Source organism: Pseudomonas cremoricolorata (assembly GCF_000759535.1).
In the GTDB taxonomy this organism is placed as follows: domain Bacteria; phylum Pseudomonadota; class Gammaproteobacteria; order Pseudomonadales; family Pseudomonadaceae; genus Aquipseudomonas; species Aquipseudomonas cremoricolorata_A.
This window is the reverse complement of sequence record NZ_CP009455.1, coordinates 1-23,162: the sequence shown is the minus strand read 5'-3', so window position 1 is coordinate 23,162 and position 23,162 is coordinate 1. Positions and strand designations below refer to the sequence as shown.

The following is a 23,162-nucleotide window of genomic DNA, read 5'->3' as shown; positions in this document are numbered from 1 at the left end:
CGGGGTCAGTCCGCCGGGCCGGACGCTTCGCGTTGCAGGCTGTACATGCGGCACTCGGCGACCAGCGCCAGCAGGTTCGGGTCGCGCTCGCGGGTTTTCAGGAACAGCACGCCGATGTGCTGCTGCGAGCGATAACGCGCCTGCAACGGAATCAGGCGGATGCGGTTTTCATACACCGCAGAAATCCGCCCCGGCAGCAGCGCATAACCAACACCCGAGCTGACCAGGCTGAGCAGGGTGAAAATGTCATTCACCTGCATCGCCACGTTCGGCTCGAACCCGGCCTGCTCGAACACCCGCTCGCCATCACTGTGGGTGGCAAAGCCTTGGCTCAAGGTAATGAACGTCGCGCTGGCAAGGTCTGCCAGATCGACCTCGGCCTGCTCGGCAAAGGGCGATTCGTTCGGCACGGCCAGGAAGATGTCGTCGGAAAACAGCGGCAATTGCTCGCAGGCCGGGTCGCAGGTGCTGTCGTTGAGCGACACCAGAATGGCGTCCAGTTCGAGGTTTTTCAGCCGGTACATGAGGTCGACGTTCGAGCCCAGGGTCAGGTCGATGTTCAGCTCGCTGCGCCGCAGCTTCAGGCCCATGATCAACTGCGGCACGGTCTTGACCGTCAGCGAATACAGCGTGCCAAGCTTGAAACGCTCGGCGGAAAAACCCGCCGCCTCACGGGTGGCGCGAACCATTTCGCTGGTGTCCTGGATCAGCTTGCGGGCTTTTTCTTCCAGCACATAGGCGCTTTCCAACGGTATGAGCGTACGCCCCTGGTGCTTGAACAGCGGGCAGCGCAGGGCATTTTCCAGCGAGTGAATGGCCCGGTGCACGCTGACGCTGCTGGTGTTCAACGCACTCGCCGCACGCGCCAGGTTGCCGCTGTGCATGAAGGCGAGGAAGGTTTCGAGCTTCTTCAGGGTGAGCTCTTCGTCGATTTGCATGGCGTACCTGTTCGCAGCGGTGACGCGGGATGGGGATCGCTTGCGTCGGGAGGGGCAGACTAAGGGGTTTGTGGGTGGGCGGGCAAATGCGGGCTAATGCCAGTCAGCTCACTGTAGGAGCGGACGGTCCGCCGCTGCGGTTTACCCGCGAAAGGCTGCGAAATAACCCGACTGCCAGCACTGTAGAGCGCTCCGCAACTGGGCCTGCGCCAGTGCATTCACCGACGTTCACCGGTTCCAACAGCAGCCAGAAGGTGTTCCAGAACGGCTGCTTCAACCATCCCTTCGGCGCCGTCTGCCCTGAACGCAGCGCACGTTGCCGCTTGATTGTCACTGGAATAGTGAAATACCGCGATAACACCACCTGGCCCGACCCCAGTGTGTCCAGCAAGTCTGTGTCCACATTCGCTTTCGCCGATCATCAACCCCAGCCCATAGCCCGCAGTTGCCCACGGCCTTCCCGGCAGGGGGCCGCCGAGTACGAATGCCTCCTGCATGTCCCTGAGCAACGAACGAGGGAGAAGCATTCCGCCCAGCAAACGGTCCAGCAACGCTGCGGCCTCTGTGAGCGGCCCCACCAGCAGACCATGATAAACCCAGCCAGGATCATAGGACGCCAGGCCTTGCGGATAGACCTCAGCCAGGTCCTCCGACGTTTTGGCCAGTCGGGCTTGTGTCAAACCCAGTGGCGACAAAACGCGTTGGATCAGTGCCTGCTCAATGCCCAGTCCCGTGACCCGCTCGATCAGTCGGGCAACGAGCATGTAGCCAACGTTCGAGTATCGCCAGCCGGCTCCTGGCCGGTAGCGCAAGCTGTAACCGTCAAGGCGGTGCATCATTTCATCGGCTGACCATGGCGTCTGGCCCTGGGCAACGGCTGCGTGGTACTCCGGCAGCTCGGAGTAGTCGGCAAGTCCGGCCTGGTGTTTGAGCAGTTGGCGCAGGGTGAAGTGACCTTCCTGAACTGGATCATCAAGCTGGATCAGTCCATCACGAACAAGTGAAAGCGCCGCTGCGGCCAGCACTGGCTTGGTGAAGCTCCACCACGGGACAACGATTCGTGAAGGTTGCTCAGACAACGGTTCACCGTTTAATAGTGTGGCGTAGAACATTCTGGGAGATCCCTCTACTGCGCAGGTTTGAAAACCGCGAAGGCTTCGACGATAGGACCAGCGAGTGTCTCAGGATACGGTGGCAGCTCGCACCTGCCCGGGATCAAGAGCAAATTGTCTGAGCTTGGTGAGTGGCTGACGTCTGCGCGGAGGGTTATTGAGTTAGGTTGAGAGTTGCGCGCACGTATACCGAGGTGCGCAGGTCTGCATCTGTCCCGGTAGGGTCTTGGCGTTGGTTCACGAAGCCTCTTTCAGCTCGATTGCCAGCTCGCACAGCGCGATCATGCGCGTGTGGTGGCCTAGCAGTACTTGCGCGTAGCCGGACAACATGAAGAAGAACAGGTTGATCACGGCGATGGCGAAAAACCAGTCCATGGGCACCGTGATCGCGAGTGCGTTGAAAGCCTCCAGTGCCTGGGCAAGCCCAAGAATCAGCGCCAGCAGTCCTGGCAGGATGCCGACTTTGTGCAATGCGCCGCAGACAAGGTGTGTCCGCATCGACAGGGCGTCCCGCCCACTTTTGAGCTCAAGAAGGCCCACCTTTAGTGTCTGTGCGTCCAGAGCCAGAAGATCAGGAAGGTGGCGCGCGTCCGCCGCCATTAGGTGCCGGACGTTGGCTTCCAGTAACTGACCAAATGGACTGAACAACACTTTCTTCACTGACTCGCGATACAGGTAGAGCGTCACGAAGGGATACAGCAACAATGATAGATACGACAATGCGATCAGTATCCAACTGACAACAAACAGGTCATCCATGGCAAATAGCCCGCCGATACCGGCGATTGTGATTGCCAGAATCGAAGGTGCGATTATTGCAAACCAGAAATAGCGGAGCTCCAAGCGAACGGCTCGACCTCCGGCGCGTTGCTTTCGTTTCTCGGTCAGTTCATGACGATAAGTGTGTTCGATCTGCGCAATGATGTGCAGAAAGGTTTCGGTGGGGCATGGCATGTGCAAGCTAATCCTTGGCAGACACAGACGCGTTAATCCATGAGCGACTTTGAAAGGGTTAATCGGTGACGTCAGCGGTGTACAAATGCCCCATGCTCCACGATCGAGTCTCGATCAGGAGCACGGGGTTCACGGCAGCGTGTCGGGCACGCGCCGTTGTGTTGGGCTCAACGGCGCAGCAGGCGGCCCAGCACCAGCAGGGTGATGGCACCGATTGCGGCGGCGGCCACTGGCTTTTCCTTGACGAAGCTCGACACGCTGTCCAGCGCATCGCCATAGGCCTGGGTCAGTTGGCCGGAGGCCTGACGGCCTTCACCTTCGGCCTGCAGTTTGCAGTCGCCGAACAGTTTGCCCACTGCGCTCTGCGCTTTGCCGGCCACTTTCTCTACAGTGCCTTCGACCTGTTCAGTTTTCATGATGAGTGAACCTCTGTGCATGGATGGACGGCTCAGGCTTGGCCCGAGCGGGGAATAAGTTGCACAGGGTTAGGGCGGGGGAGGCGGGCGATGGTTCAACTTGTTTGCGCCATCGAAGGTCAGCATTTCAAGCGTGCGGCGTTGGGGCAGAGGCCGTTCACTGCGTGCGCTTGCCGACACCCGACCCTGGCGTGAGCCCATGGCGCTGTCGATACGCTTGAATGTCCTCATCACTGACATCCTCGCGGTAGCACAGCGTGTCGTAGCCGCCTGCCCGGCTGTAGGCGCTGCGCCGGCCACAACTGCTGCCGTTGCGGGCGCGGTTGTAGGGGCAGGCGCAGGGGCCGGGGTAGGCGGCGATGGATTGGTCGATGATGCGCTGCGCCACCTGATCGTCACTGACCGGACCTTGCAGGGCGAGGGCCGGAGTGGCCAGGGCGGCCAAGAGTACAGCCAGCGCCAGCAGCGATGGTTTCATGGTGGGGTGCCGATGCAGGGGTTTACTGTCTATCGGCACCTTGCCTGAGGCGCTTTAGCCGTTCTGAGCGATATCCTTGGTACGCAACCGCTCAGGCAGCGCCCAGTACAGCAGCGCCGCGGCGAACAGGCCGACACCGCCGATCACGTACAGCGCAGGCGTGGTGCTGCCGGTCATGTCGCGGATGTAGCCGACCATCACCGGGCTGACGATGCCGCCGAACTGGCCCATGGTGTTGATCAGCGCGATCCCGCCCGCAGCCCCAGCCCCGGCACCGGCCAGCAGTTTCGGCGGCAGTGCCCAGAACGCCGGGATCGAGGCGATCACCCCACCGCCGAGCAGTGCCAGCGATGTCATCAGCAGCCACACGTGCTGGGCGAACACCCCGGCGCTGAAGAAGCCCAGCGCGCCGGCCACCACCAGGGCGCAGACGAACTTGCGCCGCTCGCCACTGGCATCGGACAGCCGCCCGACGACGATCATGGTCAGCGCGCCGAAGATGTACGGCACGGCGGTCATGAAGCCGATCTCCAGCGGGTCTTCCACACCCGAACTGCGAATCAGCTGCGGAGCCCAGAAGTTCAGGCCGTAGGAGGCCACCTGGATCAGGAAGTAGATCAGCCCGAGCAGCAGGAAGCCGGGCAAACGGATGGCGGCCAGCAGCGAGCCGTGGCTGTTGGCTTCGTGCCGGGCGATACGGCTGGAGAGAAAACGCTTGTCATCGCTGCTCAGCCACGGCGCGTCGTCGATGCGGTCGTGCAGCATCTTCAGCACCAGCACGCCGAGCAGCAGGCAGGGAATGCCACCGACCAGAAACAGCCAGTGCCAGCCGCGCAGATCGAGCAGACCGTCCATGTGTCCCAGCACGAAGCCAGACACCGGCGCCCCGAGCAGGCCGGCGAAGGCCGAGGCCAGGAACAGCGTCGAGGTGATGCGCCCGCGGTAGCTCTGCGGGAACCACAGGGTCAGGTAGTACAGCACGCCAGGGGCGAAACCGGCCTCCATCGCGCCGATCACGAAGCGCAGCACATAGAACTGCCATTCGTGGGTGACGAACATCATCAGCGCGGTGGCGATGCCCCACGACATCATGATCCGCGCGATCCAGCGGCGCGCCCCGACCTTGTACAGCATCATGTTGCTCGGCACTTCGAACAGCACGTAACCGACCACGAACAGCCCCGCGCCCAAGCCATAGGCGGTGTCGCTCAGCGACAGGTCGGCCTGCAGTTGAAACTTGGCGAAGCTGATGTTGATGCGGTCGAAGAAGGCGAACAGGTAGCAGACCATGATCAACGGCATCAGGCGCCAGGCGACCCGGCGCACCAGGGCTTTTTCTCTTGTTGAATCGTCGGTCAAATCGGTGGAAGCAGTCGCAGTCAGACTCATGTGCAATCTCCAGATCAGCCCATGTTCGAGCTTGATTGTTGTTGTGTTCTGGATGGTGCCGGTGGGCCGCGGCGGGGCGGCCCATACGGTTCAGGCGTCGAAGTTCGGCGCTGGGTGCAGGTCGCAGTTGCGCCCTGCCTTGACCACCTGCCCGGGCAGGTCGTGGCCGAGCAACGCCGGCAAGGTGCGGGAAAGCTCAAGCAGCAGGGACAGGTCGATGCCGGTATCGATGCCGACCTCGTCGCAGAGGTTGACCAGGTCTTCGCTGCAGATGTTGCCCGACGCCCCGGGGGCGAACGGGCAGCCGCCCAGCCCGCCGAGCGAGGCATCGAAGCGCCGCGCACCGGCCTCATAGGCCGCCAGTACGTTGCACAGGCCAAGGCCCCGGGTGTTGTGGAAATGCAGGGTCAGTTGCGCCGCCGGCAGCCGCTCGAGCACGCGCCTGACCAGCCGTCCGACCTGGCGCGGGTTGGCCATGCCGGTGGTGTCGGCCAGGGAAATGCCCGTCATGCCCAGCTCGAGGTAGTGATCCACCAGCGCGCACACGCGGTCTTCGCTGATGGCGCCCTCGAACGGGCAACCGAAGGCCGTCGCCACCGAACCGTTGAGGCTCAGGCGCGTTTCGCCCGCCACCGTGACCACGTCGCGGAAGGCCTGCAGCGACTGCTCGCAGCTCATGCGCATGTTGGCGCGGTTGTGGGTCTGGCTAGCCGACATCACCAGGTTCAGCTCATCGGCACCGGCCGCGATCGCCCGCTGGGCGCCCTTGAGGTTCGGCACCAGGGCCACGTAGATGACCCCCGGTTGGCGCGTCAGGCCCTGAAACACCGCCTCGCCGTCACGCAGCGCCGGAATGGCCTTGGGCGAGACGAACGAGCCGGCTTCGATACGGGAAAAACCGGCCAGGGACAGGCGATCGATCAGGGCGATCTTGTCGGCGGTCTCGACCCAGCGCGGTTCGATCTGCAAACCGTCGCGGGGCGAGACTTCCTGAACGATCAGCCGCTCGCTGTAGTCGCCGATCATTGCACCACCCCCGCAGCCTTGAGGCGCTCGATGGTCGCGGCATCCAGGCCCAGCTCGGCCAGTACCGCGTCGGTGTGCTGGCCCAGTTGCGGACCCTGCCAGTTGACCTTGCCGGGGGTGTCCGAGAGCTTAGGGACGATGCCGGGCATCTTCACCTCGGCGCCGCCTGGCAGCGTGGTGTCGAGAATCATCTCGCGGGCCTGGTAGTGCGGGTCGGCGACGATGTCGGCGACCGAATAGATGCGCCCGGCCGGCACCTCGGCCTGCTCCAGCTCGGCCAGTACCTGCTCGATCGAGTGGCTGCGGGTCCAGGCGCTGATAGCGTCGTCGAGCATCTGGCTTTGCGGGGCGCGCCCGTCGTTATGGCGCAGGTCCTCGCGCTCGGCCAAGTCCGGCCGGCCGATTGCCCGCATCAGGCGGTTGAAGATCGGGTCGCTGTTGCCGGCGATCACCACGAAGGCGTCATCCTGGGTGGGGTAGGTGTTCGACGGCGCGATGCCCGGCAGGGCGCCACCGGTGCGTTCGCGCACATGGCCGAGCATAGCGTATTCCGGCACCAGGCTTTCCATCACGTTGAACACGCTTTCCACCAGCGAGACATCGACGATCTGCCCGTCGCCCTGGCCGGTCTTGACCCGCAGCACCGACATCAGCGCGCCGATCACCGCATGCATCGAGGCCAGCGAATCGCCCAGGCTGACGCCCACGCGGGCCGGCGGGCTGTCCGGGCTGCCGGTGGTGTAGCGGATGCCGCCCATGGCCTCGCCGATGGCGCCAAAACCCGGCCGATCACGGTAGGGGCCGGTCTGGCCGTAGCCGGAGATGCGCACCAGGGTCAGTTTGGGGTTCAGCGCGTGCAGCACATCCCAGCCCAGGCCGAGCTTTTCCAGGGCGCCGGGGCGCAGGTTTTCGATCAGCACGTCGGCGCTTTCGACCAACTGCTTGATGATGTCGATGCCTTCGGCGGATTTGAGGTTCAGCGCCAGCGACTGCTTGTTGCGCGATTGCAGGTACCACCACAGCGAGGTGCCCTCGTGCAGCTTGCGCCATTTGCGCAAGGGGTCGCCGCTGCCCATGGACTCGATCTTGATCACCTCTGCGCCAAATTCGGCCAGCAGGCGGGCGGCGAACGGGGCGGCGATCAGGGTGCCGATCTCGATGACCCGAAGTCCGGTCAATGCAGTCATGGGGTATGGCCTCAGTTTCTTGGAATTTCGGCCAATCCTAGTGATGCACCTGCGCGCGGGCTAATCGCCAATTTTCGACAGGCCTTCGTCAAACGCGAAGGCTCAAGGCTGATCGTGCAACAAATGCTCGTACAGCAGGCGACTGACCGGCGACAGCCCCTCGCGATTGCGCACCACCAGCGACAGCGTGCGCTGCGCCCAGTCGTCGTCGATGCCCGCGGCGTACAGGCCCAGCGGCTTGCCGATCAGCTCGAAGGCCTTGCGCGGCAGCACGCCGATGCCGAGATCAGCCTGGACCATGCGACACACGCCGTCGAAACCGGGCACCTGAATGCGCTGCTTGAGTATCTTCCCCTCGCTGCGCGCCGCCGCCTGGGTGCGCAGGTTGATGAAGCTGTCGGTATGCAGCCCCACCTGATCGAACGCCAGCGTTTCGCGAAACGGCACGTGCGAGTGCGCGGCCAGCGGGTGATCCTGGCGCATGACCACCACCAGCTCATCGTGACGGTAGGGCACCGCCACCAGTTCACCGATGTCGATGTCGGCTGAGCAGATGCCCAGGTCCGCTGCCCCCTCGCCAACCCCCTTGACCACCCCGGCGCTGGGCCGCTCTTCAAGGTGCACCTTGACCTGCCCATGGCTGGACATGAAACGCTGCAAGTCTTCAGGCAAAAATTCGATGATCGCCGAGATATTGGCCATCATCCGCACATGCCCCCGAATACCCTCCAGGTATTCGCCAACGTCGATGCTGATCTTCTCCACATCCATGAGGATTTTCCGCGCATAGAACAGCAAGGTTTCCCCGGCCGCCGTCGGCTTCATGCCCTTGAGGGTGCGCTCGAACAAGGCAATGCCCAGCACCTGCTCGACCTCCTGCAAGCGCTTGCTCGCCGCCGACAGCGCAAGCATTTCCCGCTCGGCGGCTTTGGTGAGCGAGCCTTCTTCGTGGATCGAAACCAGCAGGTGCAGGGAGGTGAGGTCGAGTTTCTTGATCAGGTGGCGGTAGAGCATGGGAGGGTGCCCGTGTTCGCAGTTGGAGAAGGTGGAGGGATTGTGGCGCAGTGGCGGGGTGGCTGGAAGCTGGGTGGCCGGTGATAATGGCCCAACTCACCAAGGCCCTCCCATGCTGATCATCTCCAACTCCGTGCACCTGCCCGATAGCGACATCGAACTGAGCTACATCCGCGCCCAGGGCGCGGGTGGGCAGAACGTCAACAAGGTCTCCAGCGCGGTGCACTTGCGTTTCGACATCAAGGCCTCGTCGCTGCCCGAGTTCTACAAGGAGCGCCTGCTGGCCCTGCGCGACTCGCGTATCACCGCCGACGGGGTGTTGATTCTCAAGGCCCAGCAGTATCGCACCCAGGAACAGAACCGCACCGATGCCCTGGCGCGGCTGGCCGAGCTGATTCTGGCGGCCGGCAAGACCGAAAAGAAACGCCGCCCGACCAAACCCACCCTCGGCTCCAAGACGCGTCGTCTGGACGGTAAAGCCAGGCGAGGTTCGGTGAAGGCGGGGCGGGGGAAGGTGGATTTCTAAGCCTGTTGTGTTCCTGGCTTCGCAGACGGCATCACGGCGCCTGCTCATCACGCTGCAAGACGAAGCTGGTCAGCGCCTGGACCATCTGCACCTGATGGACCGTGTTGACCAGCATCGGCACACCAGGCTCACCGGCGTTGGCGCAGATGTATTCGTCCAGGGTGGTTTTGATGCCGGACATCAGTTCCAGGGTGTGGGTCAGGGCGTCGGCGGGGTTGAGGTCGGGGTTGATCAGGTAGTAGTGGGAGGTGTTCCGGATGCAGGGTGGATCAGGAATCGGCTTTTTCATCGGATAAGTCCTTGCGAAGTCAGAGAAAAACCGCCACTCGACCTTCTCACGGGTTTGGGTGGCGGTCATACGCGGGGTGAGAAACCGAGCGAGCAAGGAGCCCCGGCCAGACCGAAGTCTGCCCGCGCATGACCACCATGAAAGGCAGCTGAACTTACTCGGTTCGGGTTCTCACACCCGGTCGTCGAAACGACGCGGTGGACGTTAGTCCTGAAGCATTTTCCCGACAACGGCGAAGGTTCGGCGTGGCGCGTAGGATAGTTCGCCACGGTGTAAATCTTGAAGGATTCGGTGTTGGATTCAGAAAGATCCTACAGGATTGAGCTGCGGCGTCGAGACGTGGCAGCAGGGCGCGTGCGGGCAAACCGAAGGGCAGTTGGCCGTTGGCGTTGGCAGTCTCAGTCAGGTTGTAAAGTTGGGCATTGGGTGTAGCGCTACCGAGACGGGATAGTCCGGCGCTTGCCTGATTTGTTAAATAAACGATACACACAGGCGTTAAGCCGAAGCCTTGGCGTCCCGTTCGAATCGCACAACTAAAGAACTTGTTTAGGCGGATTGAAGCAGGGTGCGAAAATAACGTTTCAGCGAGCTGGCACGTGTCAGATTCCTCTACTAAACCGTAATTACCCACCGTGGGGTAGGCGGAACGCTAAAGGTTCAGTCAACAAGGAAAAATAAATGGCGCTATCAAGAACGCTAGCTTGTTCATTTTTCTTTATCGGTTTGGGCAGTCCGCTGTATGCACAGCCACCGACCGTGTCATGTGCAATGGCACCGGCCTATACGCATCACGGCACCGGCAAGACCATCTACAGCGCATCTGAGCAGATACCCTCTCTCTATTACCGCTCTCGCATGAGTGTCAACACCGATGGTGCTGCACGCTCTTACCATCCTGATGATCCCCACGGTAAGACGCTTGCATACAACAATATCGTCAATGCCATCACCTCTGCGTGGGATGCTTCAGGCCACCGTATCGACTGTGCCAAGGGCAATGCCAGAGAGCGTGATAAAAAATGCTACATGAGCTATATCACGGCCTTTGAGGGCGCGCGCGCTCTGGGTTTCGATTCGAGTAAGTACCCCAGGGTCTTGACTGGAAACATCATTCCTTGGACCAAGGCAACTCGCGGTACGCGGTCCACCCCGTGCATACAATTGGAGGGCGATAACACAGGTTTTTTCGTGTCTCAGACAAAGGTGAGACTCGGGGCCGGTGATAAGTGTAATCAGAGTATTTATGTAGATAGCCTGACCATCCATGCCGTCGTCTATCCCAAGAATACCCGCTGGGAATCCCAGGGGATCGTCACAGATGGCGGAGATCTGGTCGTTCTGAGGAATAACAAGACCGGGAAAATCGCTTATGCGATTCATGGCGATACCGGCCCGGAGAACGGGCTTGGAGAAGGGAGTATTGCGTTGACCTCTTATCTGTCGGGAAAACCGGTAGCAGCGACGGACACGTATTCGCACATCAAGCACCTGGCAGTTAAATCCGTCGATTATCTGGTCTTCCCTGCCAACGATGTCTTGAAGCACTTCGGACGCGGTCAACCTGTCACTCAAGACCAGATTGACCAGTACGGCCAAGCGATCTTCAGTGCGTGGGGCGGTGTCGCCAGGCTTGACGCATGTTCCACCCTGACGACGTCTAACTGATGCTTCAATCGAGAATGGGTGATCACATGGATAAGGCCTATGGTTTCTCGCTGTTGTGTTGGGTGTCCATGATGTTTTTTGTTTCCGGCTGCAGTAGGTTTCCAAACTTGCAGACCCCCTACCAGGACAGCAACCCTCTCAAGGGTCAAATGACCGCGGCGAATGATCCGAATAGCCGTGCGGAAAAGCAACTCGATGGGGATGTAAAGTTTGTAGATCAACTAGCGCGGTTCAAAACCAGTTACAGGGCCGCCATGACGAATCCTCAGGCCAGTGATCTGAAACAGTTTTTGGAAAGCGGCATGACCTATTACGACTTACAGTGTGGCGATTATTTCTCACGCATTGATTTCACCCGAGCGCATCGCGAGTATGTTCAAAAGCAAACGGTACTGGTTGGCAGCCTGACCTCCGCAATATTGGGCTTGGCCGATGCCGGCTCAGCGGTAACAGGCGCCACAGGTGCTGCCTTCGGCTTCGGTTCGGCCTCGTTCGATGCGTACAACAGTGCTTTTCTAGCGTCGACCGACGTCGGTTTGTTACGTGAACTCGTTCAGTCTGCAAGAGCCAACGATAAAGCTCGCATCCTCAGTCGAATCATGGTGCCGAATAAAACCTGGCCCGAGACCATCGATTCTTTCGATTCGGCTGTTTCCGCGTTGGATGAGTATTTTTTAAGGTGCCATCCGACAGGGATACGTAATCTTTTGAAGAGCTCAATTGAAGAAAAGGCCAAAAGACTCAATCCTGAGAATAAGGCCGCATCAACAGGGGTGGAGACGACAGGTCATGCGACCACCGTAGCCACACCAGTATCCGACAACGGTAGCGCCAAGCCATAGAACACACTTTCCATGGGCCGGGGGTGTGGCCTGGAGCATGGAACAGACCTTCAACGCGCAACATGGATTACCGGTGACCCATGCCGAAGCATGGGCGCAAGCGAATGTGCGCCGCGATTGAGGGGCCCCAGACAAACGTTGCCTGACCGATACAGCGTCCAGGTCGAAGGCCCGCGTCATCCGACGTGTTGCCGTCATCGAAACCGGGCGCTGAGTCTGTTTCTTCCACCCACGCCCGGCATCGTCGAATCGCTTCAGGCCTCGCTCATCTGCTCTAGCCTGCGCTGCGCCGGCCCTGTCTCAAGCTCCGCCGCCGGTGCACCACGCCCCACCAACCCCACCCGCATATCGTTGCCACTGGGCTGCTGGTAGAGGCTTAAGCCAAACTCCGGCAACACCGCCAGCAGGTAATCGAAGATATCCCCCTGAATCCGCTCGTAGTCGGCCCAGGCGGTGGTACGGGTGAAGCAGTAGAGTTCCAGCGGCACGCCTTCGGCGGTGGTCTGCATCTGGCGGACCATGCAGGTCATGTTGGGGTGGATGTCGGGGTGGTTGTTCAGGTAGGCCAGGGCGTAGGCGCGGAAGGTGCCGATGTTGGTGAGTTTGCGGCGGTTGGCAGCCAGTTCTTCGCCCAGGCCCTGGGCCTCGTTCCACTCGTGCAGTTCCTTGCGCTTGGTCGCCAGGTACTCGCCGACCAGGCGCACGGCGCCGAGGCGCTGTTCTTCATCGGGGGTGAGGAAACGCACGGTGGACACGTCGATGAACAGGCTGCGCTTGATGCGCCTGCCGCCTGATTGCTGCATGCCACGGTAGTTGCGGAACGATTCGCTCATCAGGCGCCAGGTGGGGATCGAGACGATGGTCTTGTCGAAGTTCTGTACTTTTACCGTGTTCAGGCTGATATCGACCACATCACCATCGGCGCCGACTTGGGGCATTTCAATCCAGTCGCCGACGTGGAGCATGTCGTTGCTGGTGAGCTGTACGCTAGCCACGAACGACAGCAGGGTGTCTTTGTAGACCAACAGCAGCACCGCCGACATGGCGCCCAGACCCGACAGCAGCAGCAAGGGCGAGCGGTCGATCAGGGTGGCGACGATGATGATGACGGCGAATACCCACAGCACCATTTTCGCCAGTTGCACATAGCCTTTGATCGAGCGGGTGCGGGCATGCTCGGTGCGGGCGTAGATGGCCAGCAGGGCGTCGAGCAGGCACGACAGCGCCAGACTCAGGAACAGCAGCGTGATGGCCAGGGCGACGTTGTCGAGAAAGTGCAGGGCGGTGGGGCTGAGCTGCGGCACCAACTTCAGGCCGAACTGGATGACCAGCGACGGCACGGTTTGCGCCAGGCGGTGCAGCACCTTGTTGTGGCGCAGGTCGTCGACCCAGCGCAGCGCTGGCTGGCGCGCCAGCAGGCGAGCGCCGTGCAGCACCACGAAGCGCGCCAGGCGCCCGAGCAGGAAAGACACCAGCAGCAGCACGGCAAGGCCGAGGGCAGCGTGCAGCATTGGGTGTTGATCGAGGGTGCCCCAGACATCCAGAGCGTCGGTCCACATTTGTTGGAAATTCATGAGCGTTGGCAAAACCTGTGCAGCGAAATTGAGTGCGGCGATGGCACGCGGGTAAGGGGAGCAAAAGAAACTCGGCTCCGACCGGGGAAAACGTTACCCTATGCAGCCGAATTCCCGCTACTTGTCTGAGGTTACGCCGTGTTTTCCCAACTCACCCTGCACGAACGCCTGCTCAAAGCCGTGGCCGAGCTGAAATTTGTCGAGCCGACCCCGGTGCAGGCGGCGGCCATTCCCCTGGCCCTCGCAGGGCGTGACCTGCGGGTAACCGCGCAAACCGGCAGTGGCAAGACCGCCGCCTTCGTGCTGCCGATGCTCAACCGCCTGGTCGACCTGCAAGGCCCGCGAGTGGAAATCCGTGCGCTGATCCTGCTGCCGACCCGTGAGCTGGCCCAGCAGACCCTCAAGCAAGTACAGCTGTTCGCCCAGTTCACCTACATCAAGGCGGGCCTGGTCACCGGCGGTGAAGACTTCAAGGAGCAGGCCGCGATGCTGCGCAAGGTGCCGGACGTGCTGATCGGCACCCCGGGCCGTCTACTCGAGCAGCTCAATGCCGGCAATCTTGACCTGTCCCACGTGCAGGTGCTGGTGCTGGATGAGGCCGACCGCATGCTCGACATGGGCTTTGCCGAAGACATGGAGCGCCTGTGCAAAGAGTGCGCTAACCGTCAGCAGACCCTGCTGTTCTCGGCCACCACCGGTGGCGCGGCGCTGCGCGACATGATCGGCAAGGTGCTGAACGACCCTGAGCACCTGATGCTCAACCGCGTTTCGCAACTGGCTGAAGGCACTCGCCAGCAGATCATCACCGCCGACCACGATCAGCACAAAGAGCAGATCGTCCAGTGGTTGTTGAGCAACGAGACCTTCAAGAAGGCGATCATCTTCACCAACACCCGGACCATGGCCGACCGCATCTACGGTCACCTGGTGGCCAAAGAGGTGAAGGCGTTCGTGCTGCACGGCGACAAGGATCAGAAAGACCGCAAGCAGGCCATCGAGCGCTTCAAGGAAGGTGGCTCGAAAGTGCTGGTGGCCACCGACGTGGCGGCGCGCGGCCTGGACATCGACGGCCTCGATCTGGTGATCAACTTCGACATGCCGCGCAGCGGCGATGAGTACGTGCACCGCATCGGCCGTACCGGCCGGGCCGGCGGCGAGGGTCTGGCGATTTCGCTGATTACCCACAACGACTGGAACCTGATGTCGAGCATCGAACGCTACCTCAAGCAGCAGTTCGAGCGCCGCGTCATCAAGGAAGTCAAAGGCACCTACGGCGGGCCGAAGAAGGTCAAGGCATCGGGCAAGGCTGCCGGGGTGAAAAAGAAGAAAACCACCGATAAGAAAGGCGGCGACAAGAAGGTCGCGGCCAAGCGCAAGCCGGCGGCCAAGGCGCCGCGCAATGCGCCATTGGCCAGTGCTGACGGCATGGCACCACTGAAAAAGCGCGCGCCTGCAGCTGAGTAACGTCTCGCGGTCATGCTGACGGCACAGGCTCGACCTGTACCGTCAGCGCCTGACTCAGCCGGCCTTTTTCTCTGCGGTTTTCAATTCCTGCATGCGTTTATCGATGAGCTGGCACTGGCTTGAGAAATCGCTGCTGGCGCTGTCGAGCTTCATGCCTTGCAGCTCTTCGTTGATTTCCTTGGCCTTCTGCGGGTCCTGGTCGGTGAGCTGGGTGACCAGCCCGGCGAGTTGCTCGCGTTTGGCGGTGGCTTCTTCCAGGCTGCAGGCCCAGCTTGGCAGGGCACTCAGCAGGCTGGCAGCGCAGATCACTTGCACGAAGGGTTTCATGGCACGTCCTCAGGTTGTGGCGATGTAAGCGGTGGAACAGAGCGACTCGATGAAGTTCAGCCGAGCTGACCGGGTTGCCGCTCGGCGTTCTTTCTGAACACCTAGCGTCGTGCTTCGGTCCCAAGACCTGTACTCACCCTGCAGCCTGCGAGGCCAACGCCATGACCACTTATGACTGGAACTTGATCGAGCGCCTGCTTCACGAAGTGCAAAACGGTGCAGACCAGAATTTCACGCCACGACCCTATGCCGAGCAGCACGCGGCAGAGCTCGCCGCCAATGGCGAGCCGGTGGGCGACGTCGATCGCCTGAAAACTCGGGCCTGCGAGTATGAAAAGCTGCTGCTCGATCGCGGCTTCATCGAAAGTCGCCCCGAGAGTGAGGGCGGCAACGGCGAAAACTTCGTGCTCACGGCCCGCGGCTCGCAGCTGATCAGCATGATCGACAGCAGCATCCCGGGCTTTGAGCACCCGCGCCAGGTGCTCGACGAGCAGCCCGATGCACTGGATCAGGCAACTTTCGCAGACGTGGCCAGCAAAGCGCAGATCGCCTGACCTGGCCCAGCGCTGGCGCATCGATGTTCAGCGCTTGATAATCGCGGGCTTACCGCAACCGACAGGGGTTTGCCCGTGAATCACTCCGTTGAGCAGCGTCGGTCATGAGCGCGACTCGCCAGCAACCCGATGCCTTCGCCTTCCAGCTGATGATGCTGCTGTGCCTGATCTGGGGCAGCCAGCAAGTGTTGATCAAATGGGCAGCGGTGGACATCGCGCCGGTGATGCAGGCGGCGCTGCGTTCAGGCATTGCCGCTGTGCTGGTAGCGGCGCTGGTGTGCTGGCGCCGGGAGTGGATGCAGCTAGGGTGTACCTGGCGCCCGGGTCTGTTGGCGGGCGGGCTGTTCGGCCTGGAGTTTTTGTTCATCGCCGAGGGCCTGAAGCTGACCAGCGCCGCGCACATGTCGGTGTTTCTGTACACCGCGCCCATCTTCACTGCCCTCGGTTTGCACCTGACCTTGCCCAGCGAACGGCTGCGGCGCTTACAGTGGCTGGGTATCCTGCTGGCCTTCGGCGGCATTGCCACGGCGTTCGCCGGCGGCGTGTCGTGGGCTGAATTGGACACCCCGTATGCTGCTCGGTGATGCTCTGGGCTTGCTCGCAGGCCTTGCCTGGGGTGCGACGACGGTGGTGGTGCGTGGCTCGCGGCTGTCTGAGGCGCCGGCCTCGCTGACGCTGCTGTATCAGCTGCTGGTGGGCCTTCATTGGCCTGTTGCTGATCGCGACCCTGAGCGGTCAGGTGCTGGACGTGCGCTTTACGCCGATGGCGCTGGGCAGTGTGCTGTTTCAGGGTGTGGTGGTGTCGTTCGTCAGTTACCTGACCTGGTTCTGGCTGCTGCGCAAATACCTCGCCTCGAACCTGGCGGTGTTTTCGTTCATCACGCCGTTGTTCGGGGTGAGTTTCGGGCGTGCTGCTGTTGGGTGAGCGATTGACTGCCAACTTCGTGCTGGGGGCGCTGTTGGTACTGGCGGGGGTGGTGCTGGTTCAGCGCGGAGCCGTGGGGTGAGGCGGGCAATTGCGTCGCGTACTGGGCTAGGTGTCGAGACCGCCAGGTTGCAACAAGGCGAAACAGTTCACCGGACCGTCGGAACTGGCCCGCTGGGCTTGAACCAAGGCAAACTTACCTCCATCTGTAAGATAAATCGCATGCACGTACAGCTGTAACAACTATGATCTGTACGAAGCATCGCCAGTAAGGATTTGCCGTGAGGCTTACCCGTAAAAGGGGGCACTATGAACGATCGTATGTACAACTGTTCCATGATCTGGCCGTCGCGCTCGGCCTGATACCGCCGCCGTTGCAACCGGTGCCGATCCCCAGCGACGATGACTCGCGCAGACGCCAGCCACGGCGTCGTTGACTGCACAGGGCCGATGCTCATCACGAGCGTCGGCCTTTTGCCTTCAGGCCCTTTTCGCGGCTAAAGCCGCTCCTACAACCCTGTAGCGAATGGCTGGCACGTTCCATGCGTCTTTTGCACCCAAGCAACGCTTCCCCGCCGCCTGTGGCACACTGCGCCGGCCAAGGAGAAGCCCATGTCCAGACCCCGCTGCGGGCGCTGTCAGCGCCCGCTCAGCCATTGCCTTTGTGCACTCATTCCCTATCTGCCGAGCCGTACGCGTGTACTGTTGCTGCAGCATGCCAGCGAGGCAGGCCATGCGCTGAACACCGCGCGTCTGGCGTCACTCGGGCTTGCCAATGCCCAATTGGAGGTGGGCGAGGTGTTCGAGGATCTGTCGCGTTGGTTGAGCGACCCCGCTTATCGCCCAGTGTTGTTGTTTCCTGGCGAGCAGGCCTGCGCGTTGGATTCGTCGATGGCATCGAGCGGCAAACCGCTGTTGCTGGTGGTCCCCGATGGCACTTGGCGCAAAGCGCGTAAGTTGCTGTACCTGAACCCGGCTCTGGCCGAACTGCCGCGGGTACACTGGCGCAGGTCAGCGAGTCGCGCTATCGCGTGCGCAAGCGCGCAGGGGCGTTGTCGACGGTAGAGGCGGTGGTGCAGCGCTGAATGCGCTGGGGGCAGGGCAGGTCGATGAACTGCTCAGGCCCTTCGAGGCGTTGATCGAGGGCAGATCGAGGCGATGGCGCGCAGACGTTCGCGCGTAATCACCCGTGTTGAAGGGGGCGCTAACGGGGGGACGTAGCCGCATTGGATCAGTTACCTTTGACCGGCTTGCCATCCACCGAACCGTCCTGCAGGACGATCACGTACTCCTTGCCGTCGGTCTCGACCTGACGCAGTTGCACCAGCAGGTAGTCCCAGCTCTTGGCGAACCAAAGCTCGGTGATGCGCTTGCTCTGGCTCGGATCGCGCACGCGTTCGACCTTGATCGCGTCGACGTTACCGGTCTTGGTCGCGACTTTTTCAGTGCGAGCACGCGGCGTCGTGTCGATCTCGTCACCGTCGACCACCTGATAGGTCATGCTTTTCTTGCCGGCGGCAACGTCGTGTTGCAACGCCAACTGGTACGAGGATTTTCGAGCACGCCGCGGTTGAGCGGCAGGTTGACGGCATCGCCACGGTCGCTACCGGTGACTTTCTTGGCGTTCCAGTCGAAGTTCAGGTCGACCTTCTTGGCCTTGCCCAGCCCGCCGCGTTCGAAGTGATAGGTCTGCGGCTGCAGCGTCGTTCTCCATGCGCAGGGTGCTTTGCTCGGTCAGGCTGGCGATCATCATGGAGGCCTTGAAGTTCAGGTCCCAGGTGCCGTTGGCATTCTTCGCCAGGCTGCGCTCGGCGGTGCCGCTCATCGGCAGCTGCTCCAGTCGGCGGTGTAACTGGCCGAGAACGGTTTCAGATCAGCGGCCTGCAAAGGCAGGGCGAGCACGGCAAGAGCCAGGAACAGGGCACGACGCATACGTTCTCCTAAGGTCGAATCAAATGACCGCTGGCCGGGTCGGCCCCTCGCGCGCCTTCGCGCGCCACGGCCAGCGGGTAGATCTGGTGTTCCTGGCGATGCACGCGCTGGGCAAGGCTCTGCGCAGTGTCGTCAGGTTCAACCGCAATCACTGCCTGTACGACCAAAGGCCCGCCATCGAGTTCCTCGGTGACGAAGTGCACGCTGCAGCCGTGCTCAGCGTCCGGCATCGAGGCGCGCTGGTGCGTGTGCAGGCCTTTGTACAGGGGCAGCAGGGAAGGGTGAATGTTGAGCAGGCGCCCCTGGTAGTGGCGAACGAAGCCGCCACTCAAGATGCGCATGAAGCCGGCCAGCACCACCAACTGCGGCGCGAAGCCGTCGATCAGCGCCATGAGCGCTGCGTCGAAGGCATCGCGCCCATCGAACCCTTTGTGGTCGAGCACCGCCGTGGCGATGCCGGCCGCTTCGGCCCGTTGCAGGCCGTAGGCATCGGCGCGGTTGGCGATCACCGCCCGCACCCGCACCTTGCTGCCTGGCGCGGCGCTGCTGTCGATCAGCGCCTGCAGGTTGCTGCCCGAACCCGACAGCAGTACCACGACATCACAGGTATCGCCCGGCATCAGTGTGCCTTGACGTTGTTCAGCACGACCTGTGCAGCACCTTCTGCGGCCTGTTCGATGCGGCCGATGACCCACGGCTGCTCGCCGGCATCACGCAGCACCGCCAGCGAACGCTCGACCTGTCCTGCGCCACGCAGATGACCATGCCCACGCCGCAGTTGAGCACGCGGTGCATTTCGTGTTCGTCGACGTTGCCTTTTTCCTGGAGGAAGTCGAACACCGCCGGGCGCTGCCAGCTGGCCACATCGACCACCGCCTGGGCGTTTTTCCGGCAGTACCCGCGGGATGTTGTCGAGCAGACCGCCGCCGGTGATATGGGCCATGGCCTTGACCGCGCCGGTGTCCTTGATCAGCTTGAGCAGCGGCTTGACGTAGATGCGCGTCGGCGCCATCAGCAGGTCGCCAGCGGCTTGCCGTCGAGCTGGGTATTGTCGATGTCGGTGGCCGACACTTCGAGGATCTTGCGGATCAGCGAGTAGCCATTGGAGTGCGGGCCGGAGGAGGCAGGGCGATCAGCGCATCGCCAGTGGCGACCTTGGAGCCGTCGATGATCTCGGCCTTTTCCACCACGCCGACGCAGAAGCCGGCCAGGTCGTAGTCTTCGCCTTCGTACATACCGGGCATTTCAGCGGTTTCGCCGCCGACCAGCGAGCAGCCAGCCAGCTCGCAGCCTGCGCCGATGCCGGTGACCACGGTGGCGGCGACGTCGACGTTGAGCTTGCCGGGGCGTAGTAGTCGAGGAAGAACAGTGGCTCGGCGCCACACACGACCAGGTCGTTGACGCACATGGCGACCAGGTCCTGGCCGATGCTGTCGTGCTTGTTCAGGTTCAGCAGCCAGGCGCAGCTTGGTGCCGACGCCGTCGGTGCCGGACACCAGCACCGGCTGTTTGTAACCGGCCGGGATCTCGCAGAGGGCGCCGAAGCCGCCCAGGCCACCCATGACTTCAGGGCGTGCGGTGCGCTTGGCGACGCCCTTGATGCGTTCGACCAGTGCTTCGCCGGCGTCGATGTCTACACCGGCGTCTTTGTAGCTCAGGGAGGGTTGCTTGCTCATTGATCCAGGCCTTTAGGAGGGAGGGATTCGGGAAAACGACCTCGACGACCAGGGCCGGCTGAAGGTGTCGGCTGCCTGACCGGTCAGCGGTCTGCGAAGGCGCGCGATTTTATCAGGCTTGCCCGGCAGCGGCCATCCTCAGGCCGACGGGCAGGGTGGGAAAAGCAGAAAAAGCCCGTCTGCAGGGTGCGCCGGGCGAGCACCCCTATAAGGTAGTCGGCGGCGTGGGTCGGATATGGGCAAGGCCCCTGCGCCGGTACCGTCTATCTGTACAGGAATCGTTCATGCGCCTGATCCCTACCCTGAGCGTGGCCTGCCTGGTCGCGCTGTCGAGCCTCGCCCACGGCGAGAGTGTCTCCGGCTGTACCACGTGCGTGAAGTGGTCCGGCCAAGGCAGCGAAGCGCGTAGCCAGGCCACGCGGCAAGCCTTCGACACCCTGGTGCTGCGCCTGACCGGTGACGCCAAGGCGGCACAAAGCGCGGCGCTGGCCAGCCTGCGCCAGGACCCGCAACCGATCATCAGCCAGTTCGCGTTCGACGGCGGATCGCCGCCGACCGTGCAGGTGGAGTTCGACCCCGGCAGCACCGAGCGGGCGCTGGGCAAGGCGGGGCTGGCGTTGTGGGGCAGCAACCGGCCTTCGATTCTGGGCTGGTGGCTGTTCGACAATGACGAGGGCAGCAACCTGATCGGCGATGGGCAAAGCGCGGCCGAACCGCTGCGCCGCGCTGCCCAGCACCGCGGCCTGCCGCTGCGCCTGCCCTTAGCAGATTTGCAGGAACAACTGCTGGCCGATGCCAGGCGCTGGAGGGCAAAGACCAAAGCCCTGCGCGAGGCCGGTGAACGCTACGGCGCCAACGCGCTGCTGGCGGTACACGCCCAGCAGGCCGATGGCCATTGGCAGGGCAAATGGCAGTTATGGCTGGGCGAGCAGCACGAGCAAGCAGCGCGCAGGGGGACGACCCGGCAGCGTTGGCCGATGCCGTGATGCTGGCGGTAAGCAACCGACTGGCGCCGCGCTATGTCAGTCGTCCCGGTACGGCCACTGGCGTGCAACTGCGCGTCGAGGGCATGACCCTGGCCCGCTATGCCGAGCTGGAGCGCGTGCTCGAAGGCTTCGCCGCGCGCCTGCAACTGGCCCAGGGCGACACCTTCACCTAGGACGTCAGTGGCAGTCGTGAGCAGCTGCGCGCGCAACTGGGCCTGGCACAGCTGCATGAGGTGCAGGTCGAGGGCGCGCCGAGCGGCACGCCGCCGGCACCTGGGGCGCAGGCACCGTTCCAGGGATTGTTGATGCGCTGGTGAATGGCTGGGCAGGGGTCGATGCCCTTCATTAATAGAGGGCGCACATCCAGGACTCACCCTAGGTGCTACGCAAGCCGTTGATTTTCCTTGGGCTGCCGGGCGTCGTGATTGTGCGGCCTGTCTGGCGGGTATAGACTTTGCCGACTTTTCACCTAAGGCCCCTCTGGTCCCTGTGACCGTCCGCCAGCATGAAACCGATCCAGTTGCCCTTGGGTGTGCGCTTGCGCGACGACGCCACCTTCATCAACTACTACCGGGCGCCAATGCGGCGGCGCTTGGCTATGTCGAGCGGGCTGTGCGAAGCCGATGCCGGCTGGACGAAAGCCTCATCTATCTATGGGGCAAGCAAGGGGTAGGGCGTTCGCACCTGCTGCAGGCGGCGACCCACCGTTCCAGCAGTTTGGGCGAACCGGCGGTGTATCTGCCACTGGCGCAGCTGCTCGACCGCGGCGTCGAGTTGCTCGACCACCTGGAACAGTTCGAGCTGGTCTGCATCGATGACCTGCACGTGATTGCCGGCAAGGCGGACTGGGAGGAGGCGATGTTCACCTGTTCAACCGCCTGCGCGACAGCGGTCGCCGGCTGCTGCTGGCGGCCAGTAGCTCACCGCGGGAATTGCCTATCCGCCTGCCTGATCTGAAGTCGCGCCTGACCCTGGCGCTGATTTTCCAGATGCGCGGCCTTTCCGACGAAGACAAGCTCCGCGCGTTGCAGTTGCGTGCCTCGCGCCGTGGCCTGCAGATGACCGACGAGGTCGGGCATTTCATCCTCACCCGTGGCACGCGCAGCATGAGCGCCTTGTTCGACTTGCTCGAACGCCTCGATCAGGCCTCGTTGCAGGCTCAACGCAAGCTGACCATTCCTTTTTGAAGGAAACTTTGGGCTGGTAATACTTGGGGTGTTAACGACCGAAGTATGCCTTTGAACCCGGCAAAACGGAAAAGTCACATTTTTTCCATAAAATTTGCAAATGGGTCTGATAGACGGCATAGTTTCCACCTTCCAAAACCCATGCCACGGTCGTGCTCATGCTAAATCGCTTCGCACCCTCGTGCCCCTAGCACTTGTGACCCTGCTGTTAGGCTGTGCTTCGCAAAGCACCGTCACCCAGCCGCAGGTTCAACCGCAGGTCACCGCTCAATCGTCTGCCAAGGCCAAACCATCGGCCTCTTCCGTATTTACCGAGCAAGACCTGGCAATTCTCGAAGACGAAGAGCAACCCACCTTCCCCAGCGCCAGCAAGCCTTACCAGATGCCTGGTCTGGCTGACAGCATCCTCGAACGCGGCATGGCGCTGATCGGCACCCGCTACCGTTTCGGTGGCACTTCGGAACAGTCCGGTTTCGATTGCAGTGGTTTTATCGGCTACCTGTTCCGCGAGGAGGCTGGCATGTCGCTGCCACGCTCGACCCGCGAGATGATCAACGTCGACGCGCCCAAGGTTGCGCGCAACAAGCTCAAGCCTGGTGATCTGCTGTTCTTCAGCACCAATGGTCGCGGCCGCGTGAGTCATGCCGGCATTTATCTGGGGCGATAACCAGTTCATTCACTCCAGCAGCAGCCGCAGCGGT

Annotated in this window: 19 protein-coding genes and 7 pseudogenes; 11 read left to right on the top strand and 15 right to left on the bottom strand. The window is 62.1% G+C overall.

Translation table 11 applies throughout. From position 1 onward, the window contains the following. Positions 1-5 precede the first annotated feature (5 nt). From LK03_RS00125 to LK03_RS00085, 9 genes are all read right to left on the bottom strand, one after another. Positions 6-938, bottom strand: a complete 933-nt coding sequence (locus LK03_RS00125; protein WP_028694758.1) for a LysR family transcriptional regulator — start codon at positions 936-938, stop codon at positions 6-8. Positions 939-1,156: 218 nt separating this feature from the next. Then, positions 1,157-2,050: a serine hydrolase domain-containing protein gene (locus LK03_RS00120; protein WP_038410549.1), complete on the bottom strand. Its 894-nt coding sequence runs from the start codon at positions 2,048-2,050 to the stop codon at positions 1,157-1,159. A gap of 237 nt (positions 2,051-2,287) precedes the next feature. Then, positions 2,288-3,004: a hypothetical protein gene (locus LK03_RS00115; protein WP_038410548.1), complete on the bottom strand. Its 717-nt coding sequence runs from the start codon at positions 3,002-3,004 to the stop codon at positions 2,288-2,290. A gap of 167 nt (positions 3,005-3,171) precedes the next feature. Then, positions 3,172-3,420, bottom strand: a complete 249-nt coding sequence (locus LK03_RS00110; protein WP_028694760.1) for a CsbD family protein — start codon at positions 3,418-3,420, stop codon at positions 3,172-3,174. Between the two features lie 157 nt (positions 3,421-3,577). Then, positions 3,578-3,898, bottom strand: a complete 321-nt coding sequence (locus LK03_RS00105) for a hypothetical protein (protein WP_038410547.1) — start codon at positions 3,896-3,898, stop codon at positions 3,578-3,580. 54 nt (positions 3,899-3,952) lie between these two features. Continuing rightward, on the bottom strand, positions 3,953-5,287 hold the full coding sequence (locus LK03_RS00100; protein WP_028694762.1) for an MFS transporter: 1,335 nt from the start codon (positions 5,285-5,287) through the stop codon (positions 3,953-3,955). A 90-nt stretch (positions 5,288-5,377) separates the two neighbouring features. Beyond that, positions 5,378-6,313 carry a hydroxymethylglutaryl-CoA lyase gene (locus LK03_RS00095; RefSeq protein ID WP_038410546.1) on the bottom strand — a complete coding sequence of 312 codons (936 nt, stop codon included), beginning with the start codon at positions 6,311-6,313 and terminating at the stop codon, positions 5,378-5,380. Further along, positions 6,310-7,500 carry a CaiB/BaiF CoA transferase family protein gene (locus LK03_RS00090; RefSeq protein WP_038410545.1) on the bottom strand — a complete coding sequence of 397 codons (1,191 nt, stop codon included), beginning with the start codon at positions 7,498-7,500 and terminating at the stop codon, positions 6,310-6,312. Before LK03_RS00090 ends, LK03_RS00095 begins: the two co-directional genes overlap by 4 nt. A 102-nt stretch (positions 7,501-7,602) precedes the next feature. After that, the gene (locus LK03_RS00085; protein WP_038410544.1) at positions 7,603-8,514 is read right to left on the bottom strand and encodes a LysR family transcriptional regulator; all 912 of its coding nucleotides are present in this window, start codon (positions 8,512-8,514) and stop codon (positions 7,603-7,605) included. A gap of 112 nt (positions 8,515-8,626) precedes the next feature. On the opposite strand from LK03_RS00085, the gene arfB reads away from it, so the two are divergent. Then, the gene (gene arfB / locus LK03_RS00080) at positions 8,627-9,040 is read left to right on the top strand and encodes an alternative ribosome rescue aminoacyl-tRNA hydrolase ArfB (RefSeq protein ID WP_038410543.1); all 414 of its coding nucleotides are present in this window, start codon (positions 8,627-8,629) and stop codon (positions 9,038-9,040) included. Between the two features lie 31 nt (positions 9,041-9,071). On the opposite strand, the gene LK03_RS00075 is transcribed toward arfB, so the two are convergent. After that, on the bottom strand, positions 9,072-9,329 hold the full coding sequence (locus LK03_RS00075) for a hypothetical protein (protein ID WP_038410542.1): 258 nt from the start codon (positions 9,327-9,329) through the stop codon (positions 9,072-9,074). Between the two features lie 678 nt (positions 9,330-10,007). Between LK03_RS00075 and LK03_RS00070 the strand changes: the two genes are divergently transcribed. Together LK03_RS00070 and LK03_RS00065 are read left to right on the top strand one after the other, a co-directional pair. Beyond that, positions 10,008-10,994: a glycoside hydrolase family 75 protein gene (locus tag LK03_RS00070; RefSeq protein ID WP_038410541.1), complete on the top strand. Its 987-nt coding sequence runs from the start codon at positions 10,008-10,010 to the stop codon at positions 10,992-10,994. A 26-nt stretch (positions 10,995-11,020) separates the two neighbouring features. Beyond that, positions 11,021-11,836, top strand: a complete 816-nt coding sequence (locus tag LK03_RS00065) for a hypothetical protein (protein ID WP_156109497.1) — start codon at positions 11,021-11,023, stop codon at positions 11,834-11,836. 254 nt (positions 11,837-12,090) lie between these two features. Here the strand turns inward: LK03_RS00065 and LK03_RS00060 are convergent, their stop codons facing one another. Next, the gene (locus tag LK03_RS00060) at positions 12,091-13,410 is read right to left on the bottom strand and encodes a mechanosensitive ion channel family protein (RefSeq protein ID WP_038410539.1); all 1,320 of its coding nucleotides are present in this window, start codon (positions 13,408-13,410) and stop codon (positions 12,091-12,093) included. Between the two features lie 138 nt (positions 13,411-13,548). Here LK03_RS00060 and LK03_RS00055 point away from each other — a divergent pair, with 138 nt between their 5' ends. Continuing rightward, entirely contained in the window at positions 13,549-14,874 is a 1,326-nt protein-coding gene (locus tag LK03_RS00055; protein ID WP_038410538.1) for a DEAD/DEAH box helicase, read from the top strand. A gap of 54 nt (positions 14,875-14,928) precedes the next feature. On the opposite strand, the gene LK03_RS00050 is transcribed toward LK03_RS00055, so the two are convergent. After that, positions 14,929-15,201, bottom strand: coding sequence for a hypothetical protein (locus LK03_RS00050; protein ID WP_038410537.1), 273 nt, complete (start codon positions 15,199-15,201; stop codon positions 14,929-14,931). A gap of 161 nt (positions 15,202-15,362) precedes the next feature. Here LK03_RS00050 and LK03_RS00045 point away from each other — a divergent pair, with 161 nt between their 5' ends. The 4 genes and pseudogenes from LK03_RS00045 (at position 15,363) to LK03_RS00035 (ending at position 17,876) form a co-directional block, all read left to right on the top strand. Beyond that, on the top strand, positions 15,363-15,755 hold the full coding sequence (locus tag LK03_RS00045; RefSeq protein WP_038410536.1) for a hypothetical protein: 393 nt from the start codon (positions 15,363-15,365) through the stop codon (positions 15,753-15,755). Positions 15,756-15,859: 104 nt separating this feature from the next. Further along, positions 15,860-16,792, top strand: a pseudogene (locus LK03_RS00040) (DMT family transporter). 217 nt (positions 16,793-17,009) lie between these two features. Next, positions 17,010-17,117, top strand: coding sequence for a PA1414 family protein (locus LK03_RS22700; protein WP_346423494.1), 108 nt, complete (start codon positions 17,010-17,012; stop codon positions 17,115-17,117). Positions 17,118-17,292: 175 nt separating this feature from the next. Beyond that, a pseudogene (locus tag LK03_RS00035) lies at positions 17,293-17,876 on the top strand (tRNA-uridine aminocarboxypropyltransferase). A gap of 35 nt (positions 17,877-17,911) precedes the next feature. On the opposite strand, the pseudogene LK03_RS00030 reads toward LK03_RS00035, so the two are convergent. From LK03_RS00030 to purM, 3 genes and pseudogenes are all read right to left on the bottom strand, one after another. After that, positions 17,912-18,612 (bottom strand): annotated as a pseudogene (locus tag LK03_RS00030) (DUF3108 domain-containing protein). 8 nt (positions 18,613-18,620) lie between these two features. After that, positions 18,621-19,232: a phosphoribosylglycinamide formyltransferase gene (gene purN / locus LK03_RS00025; RefSeq protein ID WP_038410535.1), complete on the bottom strand. Its 612-nt coding sequence runs from the start codon at positions 19,230-19,232 to the stop codon at positions 18,621-18,623. Further along, positions 19,232-20,288, bottom strand: a pseudogene (purM, locus tag LK03_RS00020) (phosphoribosylformylglycinamidine cyclo-ligase). The gene purN and the pseudogene purM overlap by 1 nt, the downstream one beginning before the upstream one ends. A 284-nt stretch (positions 20,289-20,572) precedes the next feature. On the opposite strand from purM, the pseudogene LK03_RS00015 reads away from it, so the two are divergent. The 3 pseudogenes from LK03_RS00015 to LK03_RS00005 all read left to right on the top strand — a co-directional run. Continuing rightward, a pseudogene (locus LK03_RS00015) lies at positions 20,573-21,591 on the top strand (DUF2066 domain-containing protein). Between the two features lie 188 nt (positions 21,592-21,779). Then, positions 21,780-22,481 (top strand): annotated as a pseudogene (gene hda / locus LK03_RS00010) (DnaA regulatory inactivator Hda). Positions 22,482-22,619: 138 nt separating this feature from the next. Beyond that, positions 22,620-23,162 (top strand): annotated as a pseudogene (locus tag LK03_RS00005) (C40 family peptidase); the annotation flags it as partial.